This is a genomic window from Dyadobacter sp. CY345 (assembly GCF_021502725.1).
Taxonomy (GTDB): Bacteria; Bacteroidota; Bacteroidia; order Cytophagales; family Spirosomataceae; genus Dyadobacter.
On the sequence record NZ_JAKFFS010000001.1, the window covers coordinates 454,463 to 477,240 of the forward strand.

Genomic DNA, 22,778 nt, shown 5'->3' on the forward strand with positions numbered 1-22,778 from the left:
CCTTTTCATTTAAATTAGTGAAATACGTTTATTAATAACTTATGCCTCAGTTTGATTTCCTGATCGTCGGTTCCGGTATTGCCGGACTCAGTTATGCTGCAAAACTGGCACGACACTTTGAAAATACCCAGGAACCTGTTTCCATTGCAGTAATTACGAAAGTGCAAGCCGACGAAACCAACACGAAATATGCACAGGGTGGGATAGCCGTCGTTTGGGATAAATCAGATTCTTTTGAAAAACATATTCATGATACCATGGATGCGGGAGACGGTATCAATAAACCGGATATTGTTGAAATTGTTGTCAAAGAAGCACCTGAGCGTATTCAGGAGTTAATTGACTATGGAACCCGTTTTGACAAAGAACCGGAAGGGAACTATGATCTTGCCAAAGAAGGCGGCCATTCGGATAACCGCATTTTGCATTTCAAAGATATTACCGGGGCAGAAATAGAGCGGGCTTTACTGGAAGAAGTAAAACGGCATAAGAACATTGAAATTTTCACGCATTATTATGCCGTTGAACTTATCACACAGCATCATTTGGGTGAAACTGTTTACCGCTATCGGGAAGATATCAAATGTTTTGGAGCTTATGTTCTGAACCGTGTTTCAGGAAAGGTTGAGAAGTTTCTCGCGAAAACAACAATGCTGGCAACGGGCGGAATTGGTAATATTTATCAAAGCACCACCAATCCAACGATTGCGACCGGCGACGGCATCGCGATGGCCTATCGTGCCAAGGGAATTTGTGATAATATGGAATTTATCCAGTTTCATCCGACAAGTTTTTACCTTCCCGGGAAAAAACCTTCGTTCCTTATTTCTGAGGCAGTTCGCGGTTTTGGAGGTATTTTGAAACGTGCGGACGGAAGTACGTTCATGGAACTCTATGACGACCGGCTTTCACTCGCGCCGCGTGATATTGTCGCGCGAGCCATTGACTCGGAAATGAAGAAGAATGGCGTTGATCACGTTTATCTGGATGTGCGCCATTGCGACTATGAAAAATTCCTTGAACATTTTCCGAATATAACGCAGTATTGCCTCGACGCAGGTGTTGATGTGAGAACGCAAATGATACCTGTTGTCCCGGCCCAGCATTATATGTGTGGTGGAATTCGTGTGAGCGAGTGGGGGAGAACAAATATTAATTTTCTGTATGCAGTTGGAGAATGTGCCTGTACAGGTTTACACGGAGCAAATCGTCTGGCGTCAAATTCTTTGTTAGAGGCAGTCGTATTTGGGCATAGAGCCTATGAAAGTACGCTGGAAGGTTTTGACAAGGCGGTCATCCCGGACAATATTCCCGAGTGGGATGATTCAGGTACGACACATCCGGAAGAAAATGTTTTGGTGACGGAAATGACTCGTGAGTTAAACAGTATTATGTCGAATTACGTGGGTATCGTTCGTACAGACCGCCGTATGAAACGTGCTTACGATCGCTTGGAATTGCTGCATGATGAGCATGAAGAACTATACCGCCAGTCGAAGGTATCCGTTGCCATTTGTGAACTTAGGAATATGATTTCTGTTTCTTATCTGATCATCAAAATGGCGATGGCAAGACGAGAAAATATTGGATTGCATTTTAATGCGGATCATGTGAAAGGTTGATTTGGTGAAATTTGCCAAAAAAAGGCGAAGACTTTCATCGACTAATAATAGTAACCTGTCGTTTCTACCTTCGTTTTTCTTGATCAACCAAATTAGTAACCCAAGGTTTCAACCTTGGGTTTTTTCATGCCGAAATTTGTCAGTCGTTGGCCGTCGCGTATTATTCCGATCAAAGCAATAAACTGAATATATTATTTCGCAGCCGCCGCGACAGCTTTACCCGATTTCCTTGTAATCACCTTATTCAAAACATTTGCCCCGATTTTCTCTCCTAGATGCGTTCCTTCTTCAACGCCATCACGGTAATGAATTCCACCGTATACGCGGCTGATGGATGCATCCCAATACGCATCTTTAAACGACTTGAACGATTTTACACCATGTCCGTATTTTTTTTCAGTCGTATCAGTGAACGCGACATTATCACCAATCAGCTTTGTCAACACAGTTCCGCAAGCAGCTGAAATCGTGCTGTGTCCGCTAACATATTCCGGGAAGGCAGGCGTTTCAAGGAACGGACGCCAGTTTGGATCCCAATTGTTGTTGATTACAGTTTCAGGACGAATCCGTACGGTTCGGTATTTTTCATCCCAGCAAGATACGAAAGCGTCAAACAAGGATAACGCCCCCAAAGTATACACTTCATTGACTTCCATCAGGTTCAGTTTTTTTTCAGAAGTAACATTTTTGATAATCGCGAGCCAATGGCCGGCTGGTGTCATCTTTTTGTTTGCAAACATGGCATGGCCAACCACGTTGGTTACAAATGCATTATCATCCCAAAAGTATGCAGTAGCTTTCTGTTCCTCGGTGAGATTTTTACCCATCTCATACACTTCCATCGTCAGTTTCATAAACGGACTATTCTTGTTTAAATCATATTTTGCCGGAGGGGGACATCTGAACTGCGTCACGGAATCCAGAGAGAAAGTCCTGACCGTATTCCACATCGGTTCACATGCGTCTGCATATGCGGGCGGCGTAGGGACCCATGTGCCTGGTTCATTTGTAACTGTATACCTAAATCCGCGTATTTCTTTATAATGATCCTTCGATGCATGCGCCAGAACATGTTTAGCGACGGTGTCACCATAGGCTATCGATCGTTCATAAACGTCGTCCGGAATACCCATCTCTTCATACTTTTTAAACAGATTTTTCTCATAGCCATCCCACAGATCGCCAGAAAATGTCAGTGTTCGGCCAACCACAGTAAACGCCTTTATACTGGCAAGCGGGAAACAATATTCCACGCCGGTATCTGGTTTTGGAGGAAGCGTGAACTTGTTTATCTGGCCTGCCAGTGATTGAAAATCCTTATGTCCTGGTACCATTGCTTCGTATGCAGCTAGAAAAGAGTAACTGTAAATTCTCGCAGCAACAGGCGGTTTGAATATATCGTGGATAATCACATCCGTCAACTGCGTAGTTGTTTCATGAAAGAGTTTTGGATCCGATGCTTTTGCATTATATTCTTCCGGAGACGACGTTTTCTGGCAGGAAAGGAATGAAGCAAATAATAATATTGGCAGACTTGATTTTATGAATTTCATTTTATTTATAGTAGGGAAAGCAAATTTCTCTGGCGTGTTTAGCGTGTTAAATAGAAGCCTATATTTTGCACGAATATAGCTAAGATATCTTCAAAAATATTTAATAGTTTAGAGAATAAAGATAATAAATGATTGGAATTATATTATATTCTTTTTCGCTGATTTTGAATAGCAACTGTTCTTCTGCTCGCTCCGGGATATAGAACTCGTCAGATATCCCTCTAATTATTCTAAGTTTTATTTGATCTGTTTAGTCAAAAATCACAACATTATTGCAAAAATACAGCTGATATTTTTGTTATTTTTTAAGAATGCATATTGATATAAGAAGAACGCTTTTTTTTGTGAAGTATTTAATATCTTTTTGTACATCCTTATGAGTAGAAGCGGTCATTTGGTACTTATTTTATATGATAATGTAGTTTGTGAATTTAATTGTGTTTCAATAACACAACAAACCCTAGCGACCTTAAAGTTATTGTTAATTTATTTGCACGTATAATTACATTCTTAACCAAAAACAACGATGAATTTGGAACATAAATTTACTTATCTGTAAGACGCAATCTATTTGCTTCGTAGGTCAGGCTCTCGGTAGCGAGACTTTCATAACGCCTCCGTTACGTGTTCAAGCACGGAAGTTCGGTTCTAACTTTTTACCTATTTTTTATTTATCAATTTCTATTTATTAATCTATGAGAATTTCTACTCGATGGACATGTCGTGAAACAGCGCGGTATGCTCTTTCTCTCTTTCTGATTCTCGTTACAGTGGTAGGTGCTTTTGCCCAAAATACTGTAAAGGGTAGTGTAAAGGACGAACAGGGCCAGGGATTACCTGGCGTAAGCGTGGTTGTAAAAGGCACAACCGCTGGAACGGTTACAGACAATGATGGTGCTTACACCGTAAATACACCATCGAACGCGACTTTGGTATTTTCATTTATTGGCTATCTGACGCAGGAAACTGAGGTAGGCAATAAGTCAAATATTGACATTACCTTGAAGAATGATACTAAGGCTTTGGAAGAAGTTGTAGTAGTTGGTTACGGTACTGCCAAAAAAGCAACATTAACAGGTTCGGTCGTTGCTGTTAAAGGTACGGAACTAGAAAAAGCTCCTTCCGCTAACCTTTCCAACACTTTGGGCGGACGACTGCCTGGTGTTTCAACTGTTCAGGCAAGTGGTGAGCCTGGTTATGACGGTTCTGCTATTCGTATTCGTGGTACCAACTCTTTGGGTAACAGTAATGCTTTGATCGTTGTGGATGGTGTACCTAACCGTAGCGGTGGTTTGGATCGTTTGAATCCTGCAGATATCGAAAGTATTTCAGTTTTGAAAGATGCTGCCGCAGCGATCTATGGATCTCGTGCAGGTAATGGTGTAATTTTGATTACTACAAAACGTGGTAAATCAGGTAAACCGCAGTTGTCTTATGATATGAACATTGGTATGGGGCAGCCTGCTATTTTACCAAAGATGTCTAGCGCAGCCGAGTACGCAACAATCCGTAATGAACTTCAAATTTATGATAACCTGCCTTCCGGACAGTGGAATGGGGCTTTGCAAGGTTTCAATACAGCTGGTAACTATACAAGAACTGACACGAAGGATGTTTTAACTGCAACTTTTCAGCCTGATGATATTCAAAAATTCCGTGATGGGAGCGACCCGTTACTCCACCCGAACACCGATTGGTATGGAGAAGTAATCCGTAAATGGTCTCCTCAACAGCGCCATAACGTTCAGTTGATGGGAGGTAGTGAAAATATTAATTACCTGGCTTCACTTGGTTACATTAACCAGGATGGGAACTATGTTAATTCGGCAACGGGATACAAGCAATATGATATGCGTCTCAATCTGGATACAAAAATTAACAAGTATCTAAAAGCCAAAATTGGCATGGCATTGCGCGAAGAGTTCCGTCAGTTCCCTAACGGTGGTGGTGCAGGTGATATTTTTCGTATGCTAATGCGTGGAAAACCTACTGAGATTGCTGTTTGGCCTGACGGAAGACCTGGTCCTGATATTGAAAATGGACAAAATCCTGCTCTTATTACAACTAACCAAACAGGATATAACAATGACAAACGTGACTACATTCAAACGAATGGTACCCTTGAATTTGACGTTCCTGGCGTACCTGGTCTGAAAGTGGTTGGTATGGCGGCGATAGATAAAATGATGCGTCGTCAGAAATCATTTCAAAAGCCTTGGACACTTTATTATTGGGATAAAAAAACATTTGAACCAGATGGTAGTCCATTCTTGACTGGGGCGGTACGTTCAACTTTTAGTGATCCACGTTTGACTGAAAGCTCCTCGCAGGAATTGTCTGTTCAGTTAACTGGACAGGTTTCTTATGAAAAATCTATCGGAGCACATAATTTTAATGTAATGGGAGGTATCCAGCGGGAGAAGGTTGATGCAGATGGATTCTTCGCTTATCGCAGATACTTTATTTCACCGGTAGTAGATCAGCTTTTTGCCGGTGGTACCCCTGAGCAAAACATTGACAACTTTGACCTTTACACCAGGGCTCGACTAAGTTATTTTGGACGTGCAGGTTACAACTATAAAGAGAAATATCTTGCCGAATTTTTGTGGCGTGTAGATGGCTCTTATATTTTTCCTAAACAAGGGCGTTTCGGCTTTTTTCCAGGTGTGTCAGCAGGATGGCGTATCTCTGAGGAAGGTTTCTGGAAAGATAAAATTACTTTCTTGAACAATGTAAAACTTCGCGGATCATGGGGACAAATGGGTGCTGAGCCTTATTTCCTTGGAACTGAAACATTGGCGGAATATCAGTACCTTTCAACAATGGGCTTTGGCCAATATGTTATCAGTGATCAGGTTGTGAAAACATTGTCAGAAACACGTGTTGCCAATGGAGAGTTTACCTGGGAAGTGGCTAACAACTCGAACTTTGGTATTGAAGGAACACTTTTGAATGATAAACTGGCTTTTGAATTTGATTATTTTGTTAATAACCGTTCAAGAATCTTGATTCCAAAAATTGGTTCTACACCTTCAAGCGCAGGTATAGATGGCAAGTTACCACCTCAAAACTTAGGTAAACTACAAAACAAAGGATGGGAATTTAAGGTAAGCTATGATGGTAACATCAATGACCTTACTTACTCTGTTAGTGTAAATGGAGGGTATGCTAAAAACCAGATTAAGTATTGGGATGAAACACCAGGGGCTCCTTCTTATCAGAGAACAACTGGTATGCCATATCAATCATTCCTGGTTTATCAATTTGACGGTTCGTTCAAGGATCAGGCAGAGATCGATGCAAACCCTATTGACTACAGTGAAATTGCAGGAACGCTTTTGCCAGGAGATATGAAATTCAAAGATGTTGGTGGGCCTGAAGGAATTCCAGATGGTAAAATTACTGCTGATGATAGATTGAGGACTGAAAAAGTTCAGCGTCCGTGGTTTACGGGTGGTGCTTCAATTAATTTAGGCTACAAGGCATTTGACTTGTCTATTTTAATGCAAGGTGCAGCTGGTGGTCTTCAGTTAGTTGGCCTAACAGAATCGGGTGACATTGGTAACTATCTTAAATATGATTTTGATCATCGCTGGACGATCGACAATCCTGATACAAGATATCCTCGTTTGACTAATAGAGGCAACAGGTATTATACTAACACAGGGCAGGCTGGCTTCAACAATTATTTCCTTAAAAGCAACAATTACTTGCGTGTTAAGAATATTGAGTTGGGTTACAATCTTCCTTCCGAAGTGGGTTCTAAACTTGGATTAAGCAAGTTCAGACTTTACGTTAACGCGCTGAACCTTATGACATTCTCGAAAATTAAAATTTGGGATCCGGAATCGACAAGTACAAGTGGACAGTACTATCCACAATCTAGAATTATCAATGCAGGTTTACGTGTAGCTTTTTAATGAAAATTAATATGAAATTCAATTATAAAAATCTAGTTGTCATTGCGTTACTGGCTGCCGGCGGAGTGTCATCGTGTAAGACTGACTTCCTGGACGTAGAGCCAATAACTGAAATTGCGAGTGATCGGGTCTGGGAAGACGGAGCTCTTTCTGAGGCATTTGTTACCGGCATTTACGCAGGCCTTCAGCAGGGAGGATTTGCCGAGCAAATGTTAGCTTCCCTTACAGATGAAGCAGTATTTACTCATACCGGGCGTAACATCAATACGATTAATGAGGGGAGTTTAAGTCCTTCAAATCTGGGCTGGGAAGACAATACCTATGCCTGGAGCCCTATGTATACACGTATTCGCGCTACTAATCTTGCGATCGAAAAGTTGGCGACAGCAACGTTTACTAATGAAACGCTTAAAAGCCGTTTACAAGGGGAAGCATACTTTTTGAGAGCATATTACTACCAGCAATTGGTTCGTTATTACGGTGCAGTACCATTGATCAAAAAGACTTACGCGCTGAACGAAGATTATTCTGTGTCTCGTAATACTTATGAGGAATGCGTTAACTCTATTGTTAATGATTTGGACAGCGCAGCTTTGCTTTTGGACGGACAGGCGACTATAACTGGTCGTGCATCATTGACAGCTGCACTTGCTTTAAAATCACGAGTTTTGACCTATGCAGCAAGTGATTTGCATGATGTGCCGACTGCAAAAGCGAAATCTACATTGCTTGCAAGTTATCCAAATCCTGAATTTACAGGATATATTTCTGGTGATCGGACAGCTCGGTGGACTGCTGCGTTAAATGCCTCAAAAGCGGCATTGGATGCCAGCTCTGGAGGTTATAAATTGAATCTTACTGAGCCAGTATCAGCTACGGAAGGGGAAGCGAACTACGTTGCGATGGCTATGGCAGGAGGCAGCGGAGACAAAAACATAGATCCGACAGCATCGACTGAGCTTATTTTTGGTCGTTATTTTACTCCGAGTTTAGCAGAAGGTGCACGTCAGACTGGGTTGAACAATGGCCCGAACGGATACCACAACTGGGCTGGTAATACGCCTATTGGTAATCTTGTTGATGATTATGAAATGATGGACGGTACTAAATTTTCATGGACTAATCCAGTACATAAAGCTGCGCCATATACAAACCGCGATCCACGTTTTTATGCTACCGTATTATATGATGGAGCTGACTGGAAACCTCGCCCTTCTGATGTTATCGATCCTGCAAACCAAATTCAAACAGGTGCTTATGACCTTTTGGATGATAAGAATGCTTTGTTTAACCGTAAGGGACTTGACACCAGAAGCAGTACTGTGGAAGACTGGAATGGTAGTCGTTCAGGATATTATATGCGTAAGTTCATTGATCCGAACCCGGCATTATATGATAATTCGGATCGTCAGAATATCCCATGGCCTTTTATTCGTGTAACCGAGGTTGTTTTCAACTACGTGGAAGCTAACATTGAATTAGGTAAAGAAGCCGAAGCACTTCTTTGGTTAAATAGAATCCGTTTCCGTGCTGGTATGCCTGCTTTAAAAGTAACAGGTGCTGCTTTGAAAGAGGCTTATCGTATGGAACGCCGAATCGAAATGGTATATGAAGAACAACGTTACCATGATGCACGTCGTTGGATGATTGCACCAACTACACTGGGTGAAACCTTAATGTATATTAACGTTGTAGGTACTTTTAAACCCGGTCAGTCGATGAAGGAACCATATCGTTACAATCCTACGGTTTACAATTATACTTATACCCCTGTTGAGGAAAAATCTCACGAGAACCGTACTTGGGTAGATAAAATGTATTTCCGTCCATTTGGTCGTGATGAGATCAACAGAAATGCAAAACTTGTTCAGAACCCTGGTTATGAAAAATAGTTAAGCATTGTTTATATTTATTACCTGAAACTATGCCTGCAATTTACGCAGGCATAGTTTCTTTTTTTAATACATTCAAATTATCTGTTTCTATCATGAAACTAAAAAACGGCTTTCACCCGGCCACCCTTCTTTTCGTTATCATTATAACTATTGCCGGTTGCAGTAAATCAGAAAAATCTGACGAGAAAAAAACAACTGAAACCGGCCCTCAGCTTTTTACTTTGCTTTCAGCGGAAAAAACTAAAATTGATTTCAGTAATACGCTGACTGAGGGTTTAAACACCAACGTCCTGATGTATGAGTATTTTTACAATGGTGGCGGTGTGGCTGTTGGCGATTTAAATGGCGACGGGCTGGATGATATTTATTTTACCGGAAATATGGTTTCAAATAAGCTGTATCTCAATAAGGGAAACATGCAGTTTGAAGATATTACGACAGCTTCCAACGCGGCTGGTCGAGAAGGTCCATGGAAAACCGGCGTTACCATGGCAGACGTTAACGGCGACGGTTTACTGGATATCTACGTTTGTTATTCAGGAAGTTTATCTCCTGAAAAGTTGAAAAATCAGCTTTTCATTAATAAAGGACCAAACGGTTCAGGTGTTCCGCAATTTGAAGAAAAGGCAGAACAATACGGCCTGGCAAATTCGTCTACGAGCACACAGGCAGCTTTTTTTGATTATGACAGAGACGGCGATCTTGATATGTTTTTGTTAAATCATAATCCAAAAGCACTACCAATTTTAGATGAATCATCAACCGCAGAATTTCTTAAAAAGGAAGATTCTTCGGCAGGTGCGCGGCTTTACCGAAATAATATGAAGGGTAATGCGGAGCCGGTTTTTGAAGATGTTACGAAGAAAGCTGGAATCCATAGTTCGGCATTAAGTTATGGATTAGGTATCGGCATTTCGGATGTTAACATGGATGGCTGGCCTGATCTTTACATTTCGAATGATTATTCAGTACCTGATTTTTTATATATCAACAACAAAAACGGAACCTTTACAGATGTGACTGATGCCGGTATCGGGCATACTTCACATTCTTCGATGGGCAACGAAATTGCCGATTTTAACAATGATGGTTTGCCGGACATTTTCACACTTGACATGTTGCCCGAAGACAACCGCAGACAAAAACTTCAGGTTGGACTGGACAATTATGAATTGTTTGATTTCAATGTGAAAGTTGGTTTCCGTTATCAGTATATGCGGAACATGCTTCAATTAAATGAAGGATTGACAGGCGGATCAGTCGGGAAATCGGTTACGCCGATGTTTTCTGAAATCGGTCAAATGTCCGGGGTTTCTAATACGGACTGGAGTTGGGCACCTTTGTTTGCTGACTACGATAATGATGGCTGGAAGGATTTGTTTATAACGAACGGTTATTTGAGGGATTACACTAATATGGATTTCCTGAAATACATGGGCGATCATTTAAAAAGGAAAGAGGGGCAGGTGAGAAGGGAAGACGTATTGGAATTGGTAAATCAAATTCCTTCTTCGAACATTCAGAATTATCTTTTTAGAAATAACAAAGATTTAACTTTTAAAAACGTTGCCGCAGATTGGGGTTTGGGACAGGTTTCTAACAGCGGAGGCGCTGCTTATGCAGATCTGGATAATGACGGTGACCTTGATCTGGTTGTCAATAATATTAACATCTCGGCTTTTATATATCAGAATGAAGGAAGCAAACAATTGAAAAATCATTATCTGAAGCTGAAATTGAAGGGTGAAGGTAAGAACACGATCGGGACGGGCGCAAAAATCACCATTTACCAAAAAGGCGGAAAACAATATCTGGAACAAATGCCGACACGCGGATATCAATCAAGCGTTTCGCCGGTTCTTCATTTTGGTTTGGGTAATTCGGCGATTATAGATTCGTTAAAAATTATATGGCCAGGTGGAAAGCAGGAGAAAATTATCACACCAAAAGCAGATCAGCTGCTTATTTTATTAGAAAAAAATGCAACAGGGAAACAGGTGATACCAACCCCGCATGCGCCATTGGTAAATCTGGTCACATCACCGATAACATATAAAAATCCTGCAAATAAAATCAACGACTTTAAACGCCAGCCGTTGATGGTAAATGCCGTTTCTTTCTCAAATCCAAATCTGACAAAGGGCGACGTGAATGGTGACAAGCTGGAAGATATATATATCGGCGGAGGTTATGGAGAAGCGGGAAAATTATTCTTGCAGCAAAAAAACGGATCATTTATAACCAAACCTGTTACAGCTTTTGAAGCCGACAAACAAAGCGAAGATACCGATGCAGCATTTTTTGACGCCAATGGTGACGGTTTTGTAGATATTTACGTGGCAAGCGGAGGATATGCTAATTTTCTGCCGGAAGATCCATTGTTGCAGGATCGTTTGTATATCAATGATGGCAAAGGAAATTTTACAAAAGCGGCAGATGCTTTACCCAAAATGCTTTTCAGTAAAAGTTGTGTTCGGGTTGCAGATCTGAATGGAGATGGGAAACCTGACCTTTTTGTTGGCGGCAGAGTTATTCCCGGCAGGTATCCCGAAGCGCCAAGAAGTTATATTTTGATCAATAACGGACAAGGCAAATTTACTGACCAGACTGCCTCAATTTGTCCTGAGTTGGAGAAAATTGGTATGGTAACGGATGCTGCCTGGGCAGATATGAACGGCGATAAAAAACCGGATCTGGTTTTGGCAGGAGAATGGATGCCAATAACAGTTTTGGTAAATAGTGCTGGAAAACTGACAAACAAAACGTCCGATTATTTTGATAAGTCATACAGCGGCTGGTGGAATAAAATTCTTGTGGATGATATCAATAGTGATGGGAAACCGGATATTGTTGCCGGCAATATGGGCTTAAATACGCAATGCAAAGCCAGCGACGAAGAGCCGGTTGAGATGGTTTATAAAGATTTTGACGACAACGGTTCAGTTGATCCGATCCTATCATTTTATATTCAGGGAAAGAGCTACCCCTATGTCACACGCGATGAAATGCTCGACCAGATGAGTATCATGAGAACTCGTTTTCAGGATTATAAAAGTTACGCAGATGCGACACTTACAGATATTTTTACCAAAGAGGAGCTGGAAGGTGCTTCCTATTTGAAATCAAATTTTCTGAAAACAGCTTATTTTGAAAGTAATACGGCGGGTAAGTTAAAAGAAAAACAATTACCGCTGGCAGTTCAGTCTTCACCGGTTTATACGATCACAACATACGATTTCGACCAGGACGGCAAGGAGGATTTATTGTTCTGTGGAAACAGCAATCGGGCCCGTCTTCGTTTCGGGAAATATGATGCTAATTACGGCGTTTTATTGAAAGGTGATGGCAAGGGGAATTTTGAATACATACCTCAAAATAAATCTGGTTTTGCATTAAAAGGAGATGTTCGGAGTGTTTTGCCGATTGGAAATACGTTGTTGTTTGGGATCAATCAGCAGGAGCTTAAAGCATATAAAGTGACTAAGAAATGAGAATCCGTTTATACCTCCCCATTTTAATTATTGCATTTTTAATAAGCTGTAACAGGAAAGGTGAAAAATCTCCCGAACTGGATCCAGCGATTATTGGTCAGGTTACCAGGGAAATGACGGATGTTATGGTACACGATGTTACCAATCCGCCATTGGCTGCCCGTTTTTATTCCTATGCATGTCTGGCCGGCTATGAGATAGTTGCGCAAAATGATTCAGCTTATAAAACAATGCACGGGGTTTTAAATGATTTTCCCGTGATCGTGAAACCGGAAGGGCTGACTGAATACTCATACCAATTAAGCGCGGTTTTGGCGATGTTGGAAACTGCAAAAAAAATGCAGCCTTCGGGTGGTTTGATGCTGCAAAAATATCAGGACCGATTGCTGGACTCTTGTAAAACTTTGGGTTTTAGCGAAGAAGTTATTGCTGGTTCCGCGGCTTATGGATTAGGCATCAGCAAGCAAATTTTAAAATATGCGAAAGCTGATAAATACAACCAGATTAGTAATTTTCCGCGTTATGCCCCCACAGAGGTGAAGGGCAGCTGGTATCCGACGCCTCCGGGATATTTTCCTCCCGTTGAACCATATTTTAAAACGGTACGCCCTTTCACGCTCGATTCTTCTTCGCAATTTAAACCAGCTGCGCCTGCACCATTTTCAGAAGATAAAAATTCCGAATTTTATAAAATGATGCTCTCCAATTATCAAACAAAGATAGAAGGAGAAGCAAAGGTCACAGCCGCATTTTGGGATTGCAATCCGTTTGCGCTGGAGAATAAAGGGCACTTACTGGTTGGGATGAAAAAGATTTCCCCGGGAGCGCATTGGATTGGGATAACCGATATTGCCTGCAAACAATCAAAAGCTGATTTATCAAAAACTTTGCTGGTGACTACGTCGGTCGCGATTGGTTTAATGGATGGATTTATGGCCTGCTGGGATGAAAAGTACAGAAGTAACCGGATTCGCCCGGAAACAGTGATTAGAAAATACATCGATCCGAACTGGAAACCATTTTTACAGACACCTCCATTTCCTGAATATCTTAGCGGACATTCGGTAGTTTCATCAGCAGCAGCCATCATTCTGACCCATTATTTTGGTGAAAATTTTGCTTACACAGACACAGTAGAAGAGCGATTTGGGCTGAAAGCGAGAAAGTTTGCATCCTTTAACCATGCTGCAAAAGAGTCAGGCATGTCAAGATTTTATGGAGGAATTCACTTCATGGACGCCGTAGAAAATGGCTGGACACAGGGTGAGCATGTCGGGAACTGGGTAGTAAGTCGGCTGTCGGCTGTCGATAGGCTGTCGACTGTCAATAAGCAGTCGGCTGTCAGCAATCGGCCGTCAGTTTTGGGCAAATCTACTGCAAGTCGATGATTGGTAAATTGTGATAAAAGAAGATAATTATAAGGCTATTAATCTGATTGCTCATCCAGTGAAAGCCGATGGCCGACTGCCGACAGCCTAAAATATAATTTCTTTTTCAGCCAGCAATTTGCGTGTGTATTCGTATCCAATATCGTAAAGCTTTTGTGCTTTTCGGAAATCGAAAGTATTAAAAGTACTTAATTCAGGAGCTTCAATAAGCAGATCGCAGCGGTCGAGGCTGGCCTTGGCTTTGTGCCGCATTGCCATTCGTATACTTCGATATGTAATTTGGTGCATATGCGACGACGGTTTTGAAAAAAGCAGCGGATTACAATGAATACCAATGATGTAATCCGCTTCTTTTTCGACCGGCGCAACAGGCAGATTATTGAAAATTGCACCATCAATTAAGTCACGCCCTTCCCAATGAAGCGGTTTGAATATTCCTGGTAAACAGCACGAGGCCAGCACAACTTTCCCCAATTCTCCTTTTTGAAACGTCACTTCTTCACCAGCGTGAAGATCGGTCGCGGTCACTATTAAAGGTATTTTTAAAGCTTCAAAAGTATTTTCGGGAATGTATTTTTTCAGGATTTCTTCTATTCTGTCAATCTTTAAAAGGCCTCCTGAACTGAACCCAAATCTTAAATAGGAACTGAATCTCGTTTTGAGGATAATTTCAAATATTTCGTCGGCGGTATATCCATAAGCGATCAGCGCACCTACAAATGCGCCGGCACTGGTACCGCTAATGATAGCCGGTTTGACGCCATATTCTTCAAGTGCCTTGATTGCTCCGATATGGGAAATTCCGCGAGCGCCGCCACCTGATAGTACTAGTGCAATTTTTTTCATTTTGTTTGAACTTATAAATTAGTACATGGAGTGGTAAAACTGTTGCATTTCGTTAAATTTGGGACTCACACACTACTTTTTAAAACGTATTTAAATGAGTAAATTTGAAAAGGTTTTACTTAAAATACTATCCGGTTCTTCGGATAATAATTTTAGTTACTTAGAGTTGAGACTTATTTTACTCAATCTTGGATTCACGGAGAGAAGCTCAGGAGGAAGTCATCGAATATTTTTCAGAAACGATATTACTGAAATTTTAAATATTCAACCTAATGGAAGTAAAGCTAAACCTTACCAAGTAAAACAAGTTCGGAATATTATTTTAAAATATAACCTTTCAAAATTATGAACACCAAATACGAATTGATAATGTATTGGAGCGAGGTGGATAATGCTTTTATTGTCGAAGTACCTGAGTTGCCAGGATGCATGGCGGACGGAAATACTCAAATTGAAGCATTGGAAAATGTGCAAATCATAATAGACCAATGGATAGAAACTGCACTGGAATTAGGTAGAGAAGTTCCAATTCCCAAGGGTAAACTGACGTTAGCTTGATTATATAAAATTTACCAAATTCCCTCTTTCCAAAATCTTTACACCTTTCTCAGTTTGTTCAACGATCGCGGCTTCGTATGTTGGGTCGTGTTCAAAAAGTAAAATACATTTCTCTTCAACAGCTTTTTTCAATACATTTTCTTTTTCCTGCATCGTCAATAATGGGCGCACATCATAGCTCATGACCCATGGAAGTGGAAGGTGAAATGAGGATGGTATCAAATCTGCGACATATATTATCTTCTGATTTTTGTAGGAAATAACAGGAAGCATCATTTGTTCCGTATGCCCATCCACATGAATAAATTCAATATTTTCGAAGGGTGAAATACCTTTTTCAATAAATTTCAACTGGCCGGATTCCTGAAGAGGAAGAATATTTTCTTTCAGAAATGAAGCCTTTTCGCGCGGGTTCGGATTGGTTGCCCATTCCCAATGAGATTCATTTGACCAGTAAGTGGCGTTGGAGAAAGTTGGTAAAAGAACAGATCTGTCTGTATTATATTTCACTGCACCACCAACATGGTCGAAGTGCAAATGTGTCAGTAAAACATCCGTAATATCTTCCGGCTTGAAACCAGCATTTTTTATCGACTGGATCAAAGTAGCGTTGCCATGTAAATCATAAAAGCCAAAGAACTTTTCGTCCTGTTTATCACCCAATCCTGTGTCGATGAGTATAAGTTTGTCACCATCTTCAATAAGCAAACACCGCATCGCCCAGGTGCAAAGATTTTTTTCATCCGCCGGATTATGTCTGTTCCATAATGTTTTTGGAACTACGCCAAACATAGCGCCGCCATCAAGTTTGAAATAACCGGTATCGATCGTGTGAAGATTCATAAGGGAAAGAAGATATTTATTCGTCTGACAAGTAGCTTTAAACGTAAAGTTAGTTATTAATGGAGAAGTTAATAATTTCGGCTTCGGATCCATTCCAATAACCCGGCTAATATCAAACATTTGAATTTTATTATGTATTCCAATTCCCGTTTTCTAAAATTATCGGTTGGCTTCCTGACTGGATTTATGATGATTGTTCATTTTTCCATTGCGCAGAAACTACCCATTCAGTATGTGGAAACAAGAATCGGAACCGCGCCTGCCGCGACTGAAAGTGCCAAAATGCATAGTGAGGCGGGAAGTGAATTGAAAGGACAGACGATGCCAGCTGTTGGAACGCCATACGGAATGACGCAATGGACGCCGCAGACGAGGTCAACGGAAACAAAATGTATTGCTCCGTATTATTATGCAGATACGCTTTTTCAGGGTTTTCGGGGAACGCACTGGCTCAACGGTTCCTGTGTTCAGGATTATGGAACTTTGACGGTCATGCCACTTTCAGGTGAGCTTATCGTGAATCCTGAAAAACGAGCATCCAAATTCCGGCATGAAACGGAGATCGCAACACCTGCATATTACAGCGTAACTTTGGACGATTATCAAATCAACGCGGAAGTGACTTCTATGGCCCGCTCGGCGATTTTACGCTTTACCTATCAGGCTGGAAAGGAAAATTTTATCGTGATCGAACCGAATAGCGATGAGGGAGAAGGTTTTGTTGAAGTTTTTCCTGAAAGAGGAGAAATTGTTGGTTATAATCCGGTTCATAGAATTTATCAGGGATCCGGGCAGTCGGCAGGTTTCAGCGGATATTTTGTTTTAAAATTTGATACGCCGTTTACGCAGTATGGTGTGTGGGAGTCTGATACAATTGTGCCGATGGGCAGAACCAGAGCAGGAAAGGGAAAACTTGAAAAATTAGGTGCTTATGTTGGTTTTGGCATCAAAGGAGGCGCTGTCGTTGTTCAAATTGGTACGTCTTTTACAAGTCTGGAAGGCGCGAGAGCCAACCTCAAAAAAGAACAGGCGGGAAAAAGTTTTGATGCCGTACGCCTTTCCACTGAAAATCAATGGAATGAAGCGCTTGGCAAGATAAAAGTTACAGGCAGTGAAAACGATAAAATGCTTTTTTATAGCGCACTTTACCGGACAAAATTATCACCCAGATTATATTCTGATGCAGACGGGCAGTATCCTTCCTTCGCAGGTGGAACGCCTTTGCAAAAATCGGAAGGTTTTGACTACTATTGTGATTACAGCATGTGGGATACCTTTCGTGCGTCCATGCCTTTGAACGTTCTTTTGGAACCGAAAAAATCTGGCGATATGATGCAGTCGCTCGTAAAAAAAGCGGAACAGGGTGGATGGATGCCTATTTTTCCCTGCTGGAATAGTTATACAGCTGCCATGGTCGGTGATCATGTTATGTCGGTTATGGCTGATGCGTATGTTAAAAATGTGAGGAATTTTGATGTAAAATCAGGATACCAGTATTTGCGGAAAAACGCTTTCGACCCTAATGCGGATATCAAAAGTTACGAAGCGGGAAAGGGGAGGAGAGCATTAAGTTCCTATTTGAAATACAACTATATCCCGCTGGAAGATAGCGTATGGCAGGCTTTTCACAAACGCGAACAGGTATCGCGCACATTGGAATATGCCTACGACGACTTTTGTCTTTTTGTTTTGGCGGAAGAATTAGGACATAATGAAGATGCGGCTGTTTTGAGAAAACGCTCGTTGAATTATCAGCACGTAATTGATCCACAAACGGGTTATGCGCGGGGCAGGTATGAAAATGGGAGCTGGATCAGACCATTTGATCCGTTTGAAAAGCGTTCAAGTTTTATTACGGAAGGCTCGCCGGCTCAGTATACCTGGTTTGTGCCACAGGACATTGCTGGTTTGAAAAAGGCTGTTGGCGGAGAAAAGGCGTTTATCAATAAATTAGATACACTTTTTCAGCAGGGATATTATTGGCACGGAAACGAGCCGAATCATCAGATTTCTTATTTATATAATTATGTCGGACAGCCCTGGAAAACGCAGAATCAAGTCCGAAAGATAATCCGGGAAGAATATGATGTTACTCCAGGAGGATTAAGCGGCAACGAGGACGGAGGCCAGATGTCTGCCTGGCTGGCTTTTAGCATGGCCGGACTATATCCTGTGACGCCCGGAACGCCATATTATGTACTTGGTACACCACTTTTCGAAGAAGTTTCTTTTCAGTTTTCAAAAAACAAAAAATTTAAAATCAAGGCGAATGGCGTTTCTGAGCAGGCTAAATATATACAATCGGCCAAATTGAATGGTAAAACTTTCACAAAAACCTATTTGTCACACCAGGAAATAACAGATGGCGGAGAGTTAATTTTAGAAATGGGAACAAAACCGAATGAAAAATGGGGAATCGCGACAACTGATGCGCCTCCATCTTTGACAAAGCAGTAATGATATTGAATTCGTGATGTAATCTATTGCAAAACTGGTATTAAACGATGTTATTATTGTATTAAACAAAATATGATTTTAATTAAATTCTGAAAATTTTCTTTTCTGCCATATAAAATTTGTAATCGAGTGAGGGGTTGATTAATTTTCGTTTGAAATGTCCTATTACTCCCTTTCAAATGAATCGTAGAAACTTTTTTCAAAAAGCTGTTCCCGCCAGTTTGGCTCTTGGTGCCGTTTCAACTTCCTGTGCGCCTAAAACACAACTCACTTATCCCGACAAACATTTCCACATCAGCCGCGGTTACCATCAGATTCCAAAGTTGCGCCTTTCGATGGACCGCATTGTGAAGGAAACGGTAGGTTTGCGGCCTTTTCGGCCTTCCGGACCACGTATTGAATCGGAGCAGTTAGGAAGTAAAACTATTGTGCATAATTACGGTCACGGTGGAAGCGGGTGGTCGCTGTCATGGGGAACTGGAAATATGGCAAGGAAACTGGTATTGGCGACTAACGAGAAAAAAGTTGCGCTGCTTGGTTGCGGAACTGTAGGCATTGCCACGGCCCGTTTGTTACAGGAAAGCGGCTGCGAAGTTACGATCTACACGAAGGATGTTCCGCCAAATATTACCAGTAATCTCGCCACAGGAACCTGGTCGCCGGCTTCGCGCGTTTGCGATGTAAAAGTGGCAAAACCGGAGTTTAAAGCCATCTGGGAAGATGCGACACGCTTTTCTTTCAGACGCTTTCAATTCTTTTTAGGCATGGACGATATTGCTTGCTGGGCGGAAGAATATGGTGTTTTCAAAAAGGAGCCGGTCTATACTCCGGGAGCCGGCGGAGAGGATTTTGAAATTCATGGTTTAATCCCTGAACGTGTAAAATTAACTGCAAAAGAACATCCGTTCAATGCTGATCACGTGACGCGGAGGACGAACCTGATGTTTAATATTCCAACATATTTACGCCATCAATTAACAGATTTCGTCATGTTTGGAGGTAAAGTTAAAATCCAGGAAATCAAATCGCTGGAAGATATCGACGCACTGCCTGAAAAGGTGGTGGTTAATTGCATGGGTTTAGGGGCAAAGCCAGTTTTCAACGATCAGGAACTGACCCCGGTATCCGGACAACTTTCCTGCCTGATTCCGCAAAGTGATGTCAACTACAAACTATATACACAAGGTGCCAATTTTATTTCCAGAAAAGATGGAATTTACATCGGCAGCAACGGTATTGTTGGCAATTGGGATACAACCCCGAGCAAAGAACAAACCGAAAAAACCGTCGGCATCATCCAGAAATTAATGGAAGAAATGCGAGGATAACAACAAAACAAACAACACCCTGAAAGGGTTATTATCTTAGCCCCGGGCATCGCCCGGGGTTTTGGTGTTAACGGGATCGTTAAAATATGCCAAATTCCATTAAAAATGTTGAATGTGATATTTTCATTGTCGCCTACCATTTTTTACTCTCTCAGTCATACATGCAATTTCTCTCTTTAATACATACAATACATTAGCCGTAACAGTATTTTATAACTTCATGAGGCAACTTTGTTTATAGCTAATTTGGTTGCTGATTTCGCGCAAAACGCAAAGGTAAATGCATGCCGCTGAAATTATTCGCGATCTAATTTTAGTTGTCTTGGTGTTAACTTATTTGATGAGTGGGTCACTCTTAGATCTAAAATAAATAGTTATTAAAGCCATTAATTCCAGTATTTTGGTATAAATACAATCATTAAGCCTAGTAATGAATAGATTAAAAACTCCATATAACCGAATCCGCTAAATATTCCGTTAAACCCGGAATAACTATTTGTATTATAGAATCCATTTACATCTGGCTCGCCAAAGATTTCAGATCTATCTTGAAACTCGTTACTAAATGGCCAAAAGCCAAATTCAGATGCACTAGTATTCGCAAATATATTTACGTAGTACCCCTGTTTATTGTCTATTAATTCTCCCTCGATAGGGCCTATATTGCACAATAGGGCGAAAAAACATACGCTAAACCAAATAATTAAAAATCGTCTACTTTTTTTAGAAATCATCTTGTTGTTATGTTGAAAATTGAGATATATACTAGATAATACTGCAAAATTTATAGACTTCGAATGGAAATTCTGGATAGCTTGTTTTATAGAAGTTAAGATAATCCATGCTAACACATAAAAGTTAAAAAAGGTATAGTTCATTCTAACAAAAAAGAAATAGCTCCAAAGATATTTCTTTTCAAAAATATTCAACCTTTCATTCCGACTTGGCTAACTTTAAAATCCAAGTGACAGAAGCTTATAAGATTCTCAATATTTTAATGCTAAATCTTTCTTTAATATTTATTTTCAATGACAATAGATCTTCGAAGCGATACTGTTACCAGGCCGACGAAAGAAATGCAGGAAGTAATGTGGGCCGCGCCGCTAGGTGATGACGTGATGGGCGACGATCCGACGGTAAATGCTTTGCAGGAAAAGGTTGCGAGTTTGTTTGGTATGGAAGCAGCTTTGTTTTGTCCATCGGGAACGATGACGAACCAGCTTGCAATTCGCGTGCATACCCAGCCGGGAAGTGACGTGATCTGCGATAAAAATTCGCATATTTATCTTTACGAAGGTGGAGGGATTATGTTGAATTCCTTCTCTTCCGTGAAATTGTTAGATGGCGACAGAGGAAGAATTAACGCCTCGCAAGTTGCCGACGCGATAAGTCCCGAAGGCGATATTCACGCTACTGTCAGTCGTATGGTGTCGCTGGAAAACACGATGAACAAAGGTGGAGGAAGTTACTATGATTTTAACGAAATACTGCAAATACGCAAAGTTTGCGATCAAAATAACCTTGCATTTCACCTTGATGGTGCCCGTCTTTTCAACGCATTGGTAGAAACCGGAGAATCAACAACCCAGTTCGGTGAAGTGTTTGACAGTATAAGTATTTGTTTATCAAAAGGTTTGGGTTGTCCGATAGGTTCTTTGTTGTTGGGGACAAAAGAATTAATCACAAAAGCAAAACGTTTCCGCAAAGTAATGGGTGGTGGCTGGCGACAAGCAGGATTTCTGGCAGCCGCAGGTATTTACGCTTTGGACAATCATGTCGAACGGCTAAAAGAAGATCACCAGCGGGCTCGCATAATCGCGGATATTTTCCTTCAAAAATCAGAAGTGGAAGAAATTTATCCGGTTGATACAAACATCGTCATTATACGTATTTCATCAGAAATTTCTGCTCCGGAATATGTACGCAATCTGGCTGAGAAAGGAATTTTAGCAGTTACATTTGGGAAAAATCTGGTGCGTTTTGTTACACACCACGATTTTAATGACGATCATTTACAAGAGTTAAGAAATAGATTGTTAAGATAATCTGCAAAAAAGTAGTCGCTCAGGAACTGTGTGCGACTACTTTTTTGCAGCAGATTTTCCGCAATAAATACCACGGCAATATACTTTTATCCTTCCCTGTCTAAAATTTAATTTTCATTTCTGATCAAAGTTTTCTCCAAAGAAGTGGCATTTAGCATGTTCCTGCGTCTATAATGCATCACATTAAAATGACATGTTATGAAAAATTACATTCTAAATTTAGCAGCCACATTATTCATGATTGGAATGGCTCAACTTTCTTTTGCTCAGGATATGTCGGCGGAAAGTTTACTTGATAAGGCAGTATTGGCATCTGAAAAGGGCGATACAACTGCCACAGTCGAGGCATTAACCCAAGGAGCGGCAGCAGTGGAAAATGAAGCAAAAAGCTCTACCGGAAGTTTGAAAGACAAATTATTGACCAAAGCAGGCGATTTGAAATCATTGATTCCGCTAGCGTCTGGTGGCAAACTTCAATCAGGTGTATTAGGAAAGGCCGTTAGCGCAGTGAAAATGTTGATTGGCGCAAACAGGATTAGTAGTTTACTTGGAAAAGGTGAATCCGGATTATTGGGAAATGCATCAAGCCTGACAAGCAATCTTGGTCTTATAAAAGCCGGCTCATCAATCCTTGGGTCAGATTCGCAAAGTAAGCTTGGCGGACTGATTGGCGAAGCGACAAAATCAGTCGGGGCATTGAATAAAAAAGGTGTTGCGGGAAAATTGGCCGCAACTACATCAAATAAATCGCTGAGTAGCATCGTCAGCCTCGTAGGTTCTGCGTTTTAGATAAAATTGATTTTTTTGTATAAACCAAGAGCTGCTTCTCAGG

At 41.0% G+C, this 22,778-nt stretch carries 14 protein-coding genes; 11 read left to right on the forward strand and 3 right to left on the reverse strand.

The window, feature by feature from the left end; genetic code table 11:
* Positions 1–41: 41 nt before the first annotated feature.
* Positions 42–1,622: an L-aspartate oxidase gene (gene nadB / locus L0657_RS02040; protein ID WP_235148730.1), complete on the forward strand. Its 1,581-nt coding sequence runs from the start codon at positions 42–44 to the stop codon at positions 1,620–1,622.
* Positions 1,623–1,813: 191 nt separating this feature from the next.
* Here nadB and L0657_RS02045 read toward each other — a convergent pair whose 3' ends face one another.
* A complete protein-coding gene (locus L0657_RS02045; RefSeq protein ID WP_235148731.1) occupies positions 1,814–3,175 on the reverse strand; it encodes a vanadium-dependent haloperoxidase in 1,362 nt (453 codons plus the stop codon).
* 695 nt (positions 3,176–3,870) lie between these two features.
* Between L0657_RS02045 and L0657_RS02050 the strand changes: the two genes are divergently transcribed.
* From L0657_RS02050 to L0657_RS02065, 4 genes are all read left to right on the forward strand, one after another.
* Positions 3,871–7,095, forward strand: a complete 3,225-nt coding sequence (locus L0657_RS02050) for a TonB-dependent receptor (protein WP_235148732.1) — start codon at positions 3,871–3,873, stop codon at positions 7,093–7,095.
* 11 nt (positions 7,096–7,106) lie between these two features.
* Positions 7,107–8,987, forward strand: a complete 1,881-nt coding sequence (locus L0657_RS02055) for a RagB/SusD family nutrient uptake outer membrane protein (protein ID WP_235148733.1) — start codon at positions 7,107–7,109, stop codon at positions 8,985–8,987.
* Between the two features lie 95 nt (positions 8,988–9,082).
* Positions 9,083–12,481: a VCBS repeat-containing protein gene (locus tag L0657_RS02060; protein WP_235148734.1), complete on the forward strand. Its 3,399-nt coding sequence runs from the start codon at positions 9,083–9,085 to the stop codon at positions 12,479–12,481.
* Positions 12,478–13,869: a vanadium-dependent haloperoxidase gene (locus tag L0657_RS02065; RefSeq protein WP_235148735.1), complete on the forward strand. Its 1,392-nt coding sequence runs from the start codon at positions 12,478–12,480 to the stop codon at positions 13,867–13,869. Before L0657_RS02060 ends, L0657_RS02065 begins: the two co-directional genes overlap by 4 nt.
* An 87-nt stretch (positions 13,870–13,956) precedes the next feature.
* On the opposite strand, the gene L0657_RS02070 is transcribed toward L0657_RS02065, so the two are convergent.
* The gene (locus tag L0657_RS02070; protein WP_235148736.1) at positions 13,957–14,715 is read right to left on the reverse strand and encodes a patatin-like phospholipase family protein; all 759 of its coding nucleotides are present in this window, start codon (positions 14,713–14,715) and stop codon (positions 13,957–13,959) included.
* Positions 14,716–14,809: 94 nt separating this feature from the next.
* Between L0657_RS02070 and L0657_RS02075 the strand changes: the two genes are divergently transcribed.
* Complete coding sequence (locus tag L0657_RS02075; protein WP_235148737.1) at positions 14,810–15,064, forward strand: type II toxin-antitoxin system HicA family toxin; 255 nt, start codon at positions 14,810–14,812, stop codon at positions 15,062–15,064.
* Positions 15,061–15,273 carry a type II toxin-antitoxin system HicB family antitoxin gene (locus L0657_RS02080; protein ID WP_235148738.1) on the forward strand — a complete coding sequence of 71 codons (213 nt, stop codon included), beginning with the start codon at positions 15,061–15,063 and terminating at the stop codon, positions 15,271–15,273. Before L0657_RS02075 ends, L0657_RS02080 begins: the two co-directional genes overlap by 4 nt.
* On the opposite strand, the gene L0657_RS02085 is transcribed toward L0657_RS02080, so the two are convergent.
* Positions 15,274–16,116 (reverse strand): MBL fold metallo-hydrolase, encoded by an 843-nt coding sequence (locus L0657_RS02085; RefSeq protein ID WP_235148739.1) that lies wholly within the window; start codon positions 16,114–16,116, stop codon positions 15,274–15,276. It abuts the gene before it with no gap.
* 132 nt (positions 16,117–16,248) lie between these two features.
* Here L0657_RS02085 and L0657_RS02090 point away from each other — a divergent pair, with 132 nt between their 5' ends.
* The 4 genes from L0657_RS02090 to L0657_RS02105 all read left to right on the forward strand — a co-directional run bounded on the left by L0657_RS02090 (position 16,249) and on the right by L0657_RS02105 (position 22,735).
* Positions 16,249–18,573, forward strand: a complete 2,325-nt coding sequence (locus L0657_RS02090; protein WP_235148740.1) for a GH92 family glycosyl hydrolase — start codon at positions 16,249–16,251, stop codon at positions 18,571–18,573.
* Between the two features lie 179 nt (positions 18,574–18,752).
* Positions 18,753–19,901 carry an FAD-dependent oxidoreductase gene (locus L0657_RS02095; RefSeq protein ID WP_235148741.1) on the forward strand — a complete coding sequence of 383 codons (1,149 nt, stop codon included), beginning with the start codon at positions 18,753–18,755 and terminating at the stop codon, positions 19,899–19,901.
* A gap of 1,028 nt (positions 19,902–20,929) precedes the next feature.
* A complete protein-coding gene (locus L0657_RS02100; protein ID WP_235148742.1) occupies positions 20,930–21,946 on the forward strand; it encodes a low specificity L-threonine aldolase in 1,017 nt (338 codons plus the stop codon).
* A 198-nt stretch (positions 21,947–22,144) separates the two neighbouring features.
* Complete coding sequence (locus tag L0657_RS02105) at positions 22,145–22,735, forward strand: hypothetical protein (protein WP_235148743.1); 591 nt, start codon at positions 22,145–22,147, stop codon at positions 22,733–22,735.
* Positions 22,736–22,778: the final 43 nt, after the last annotated feature.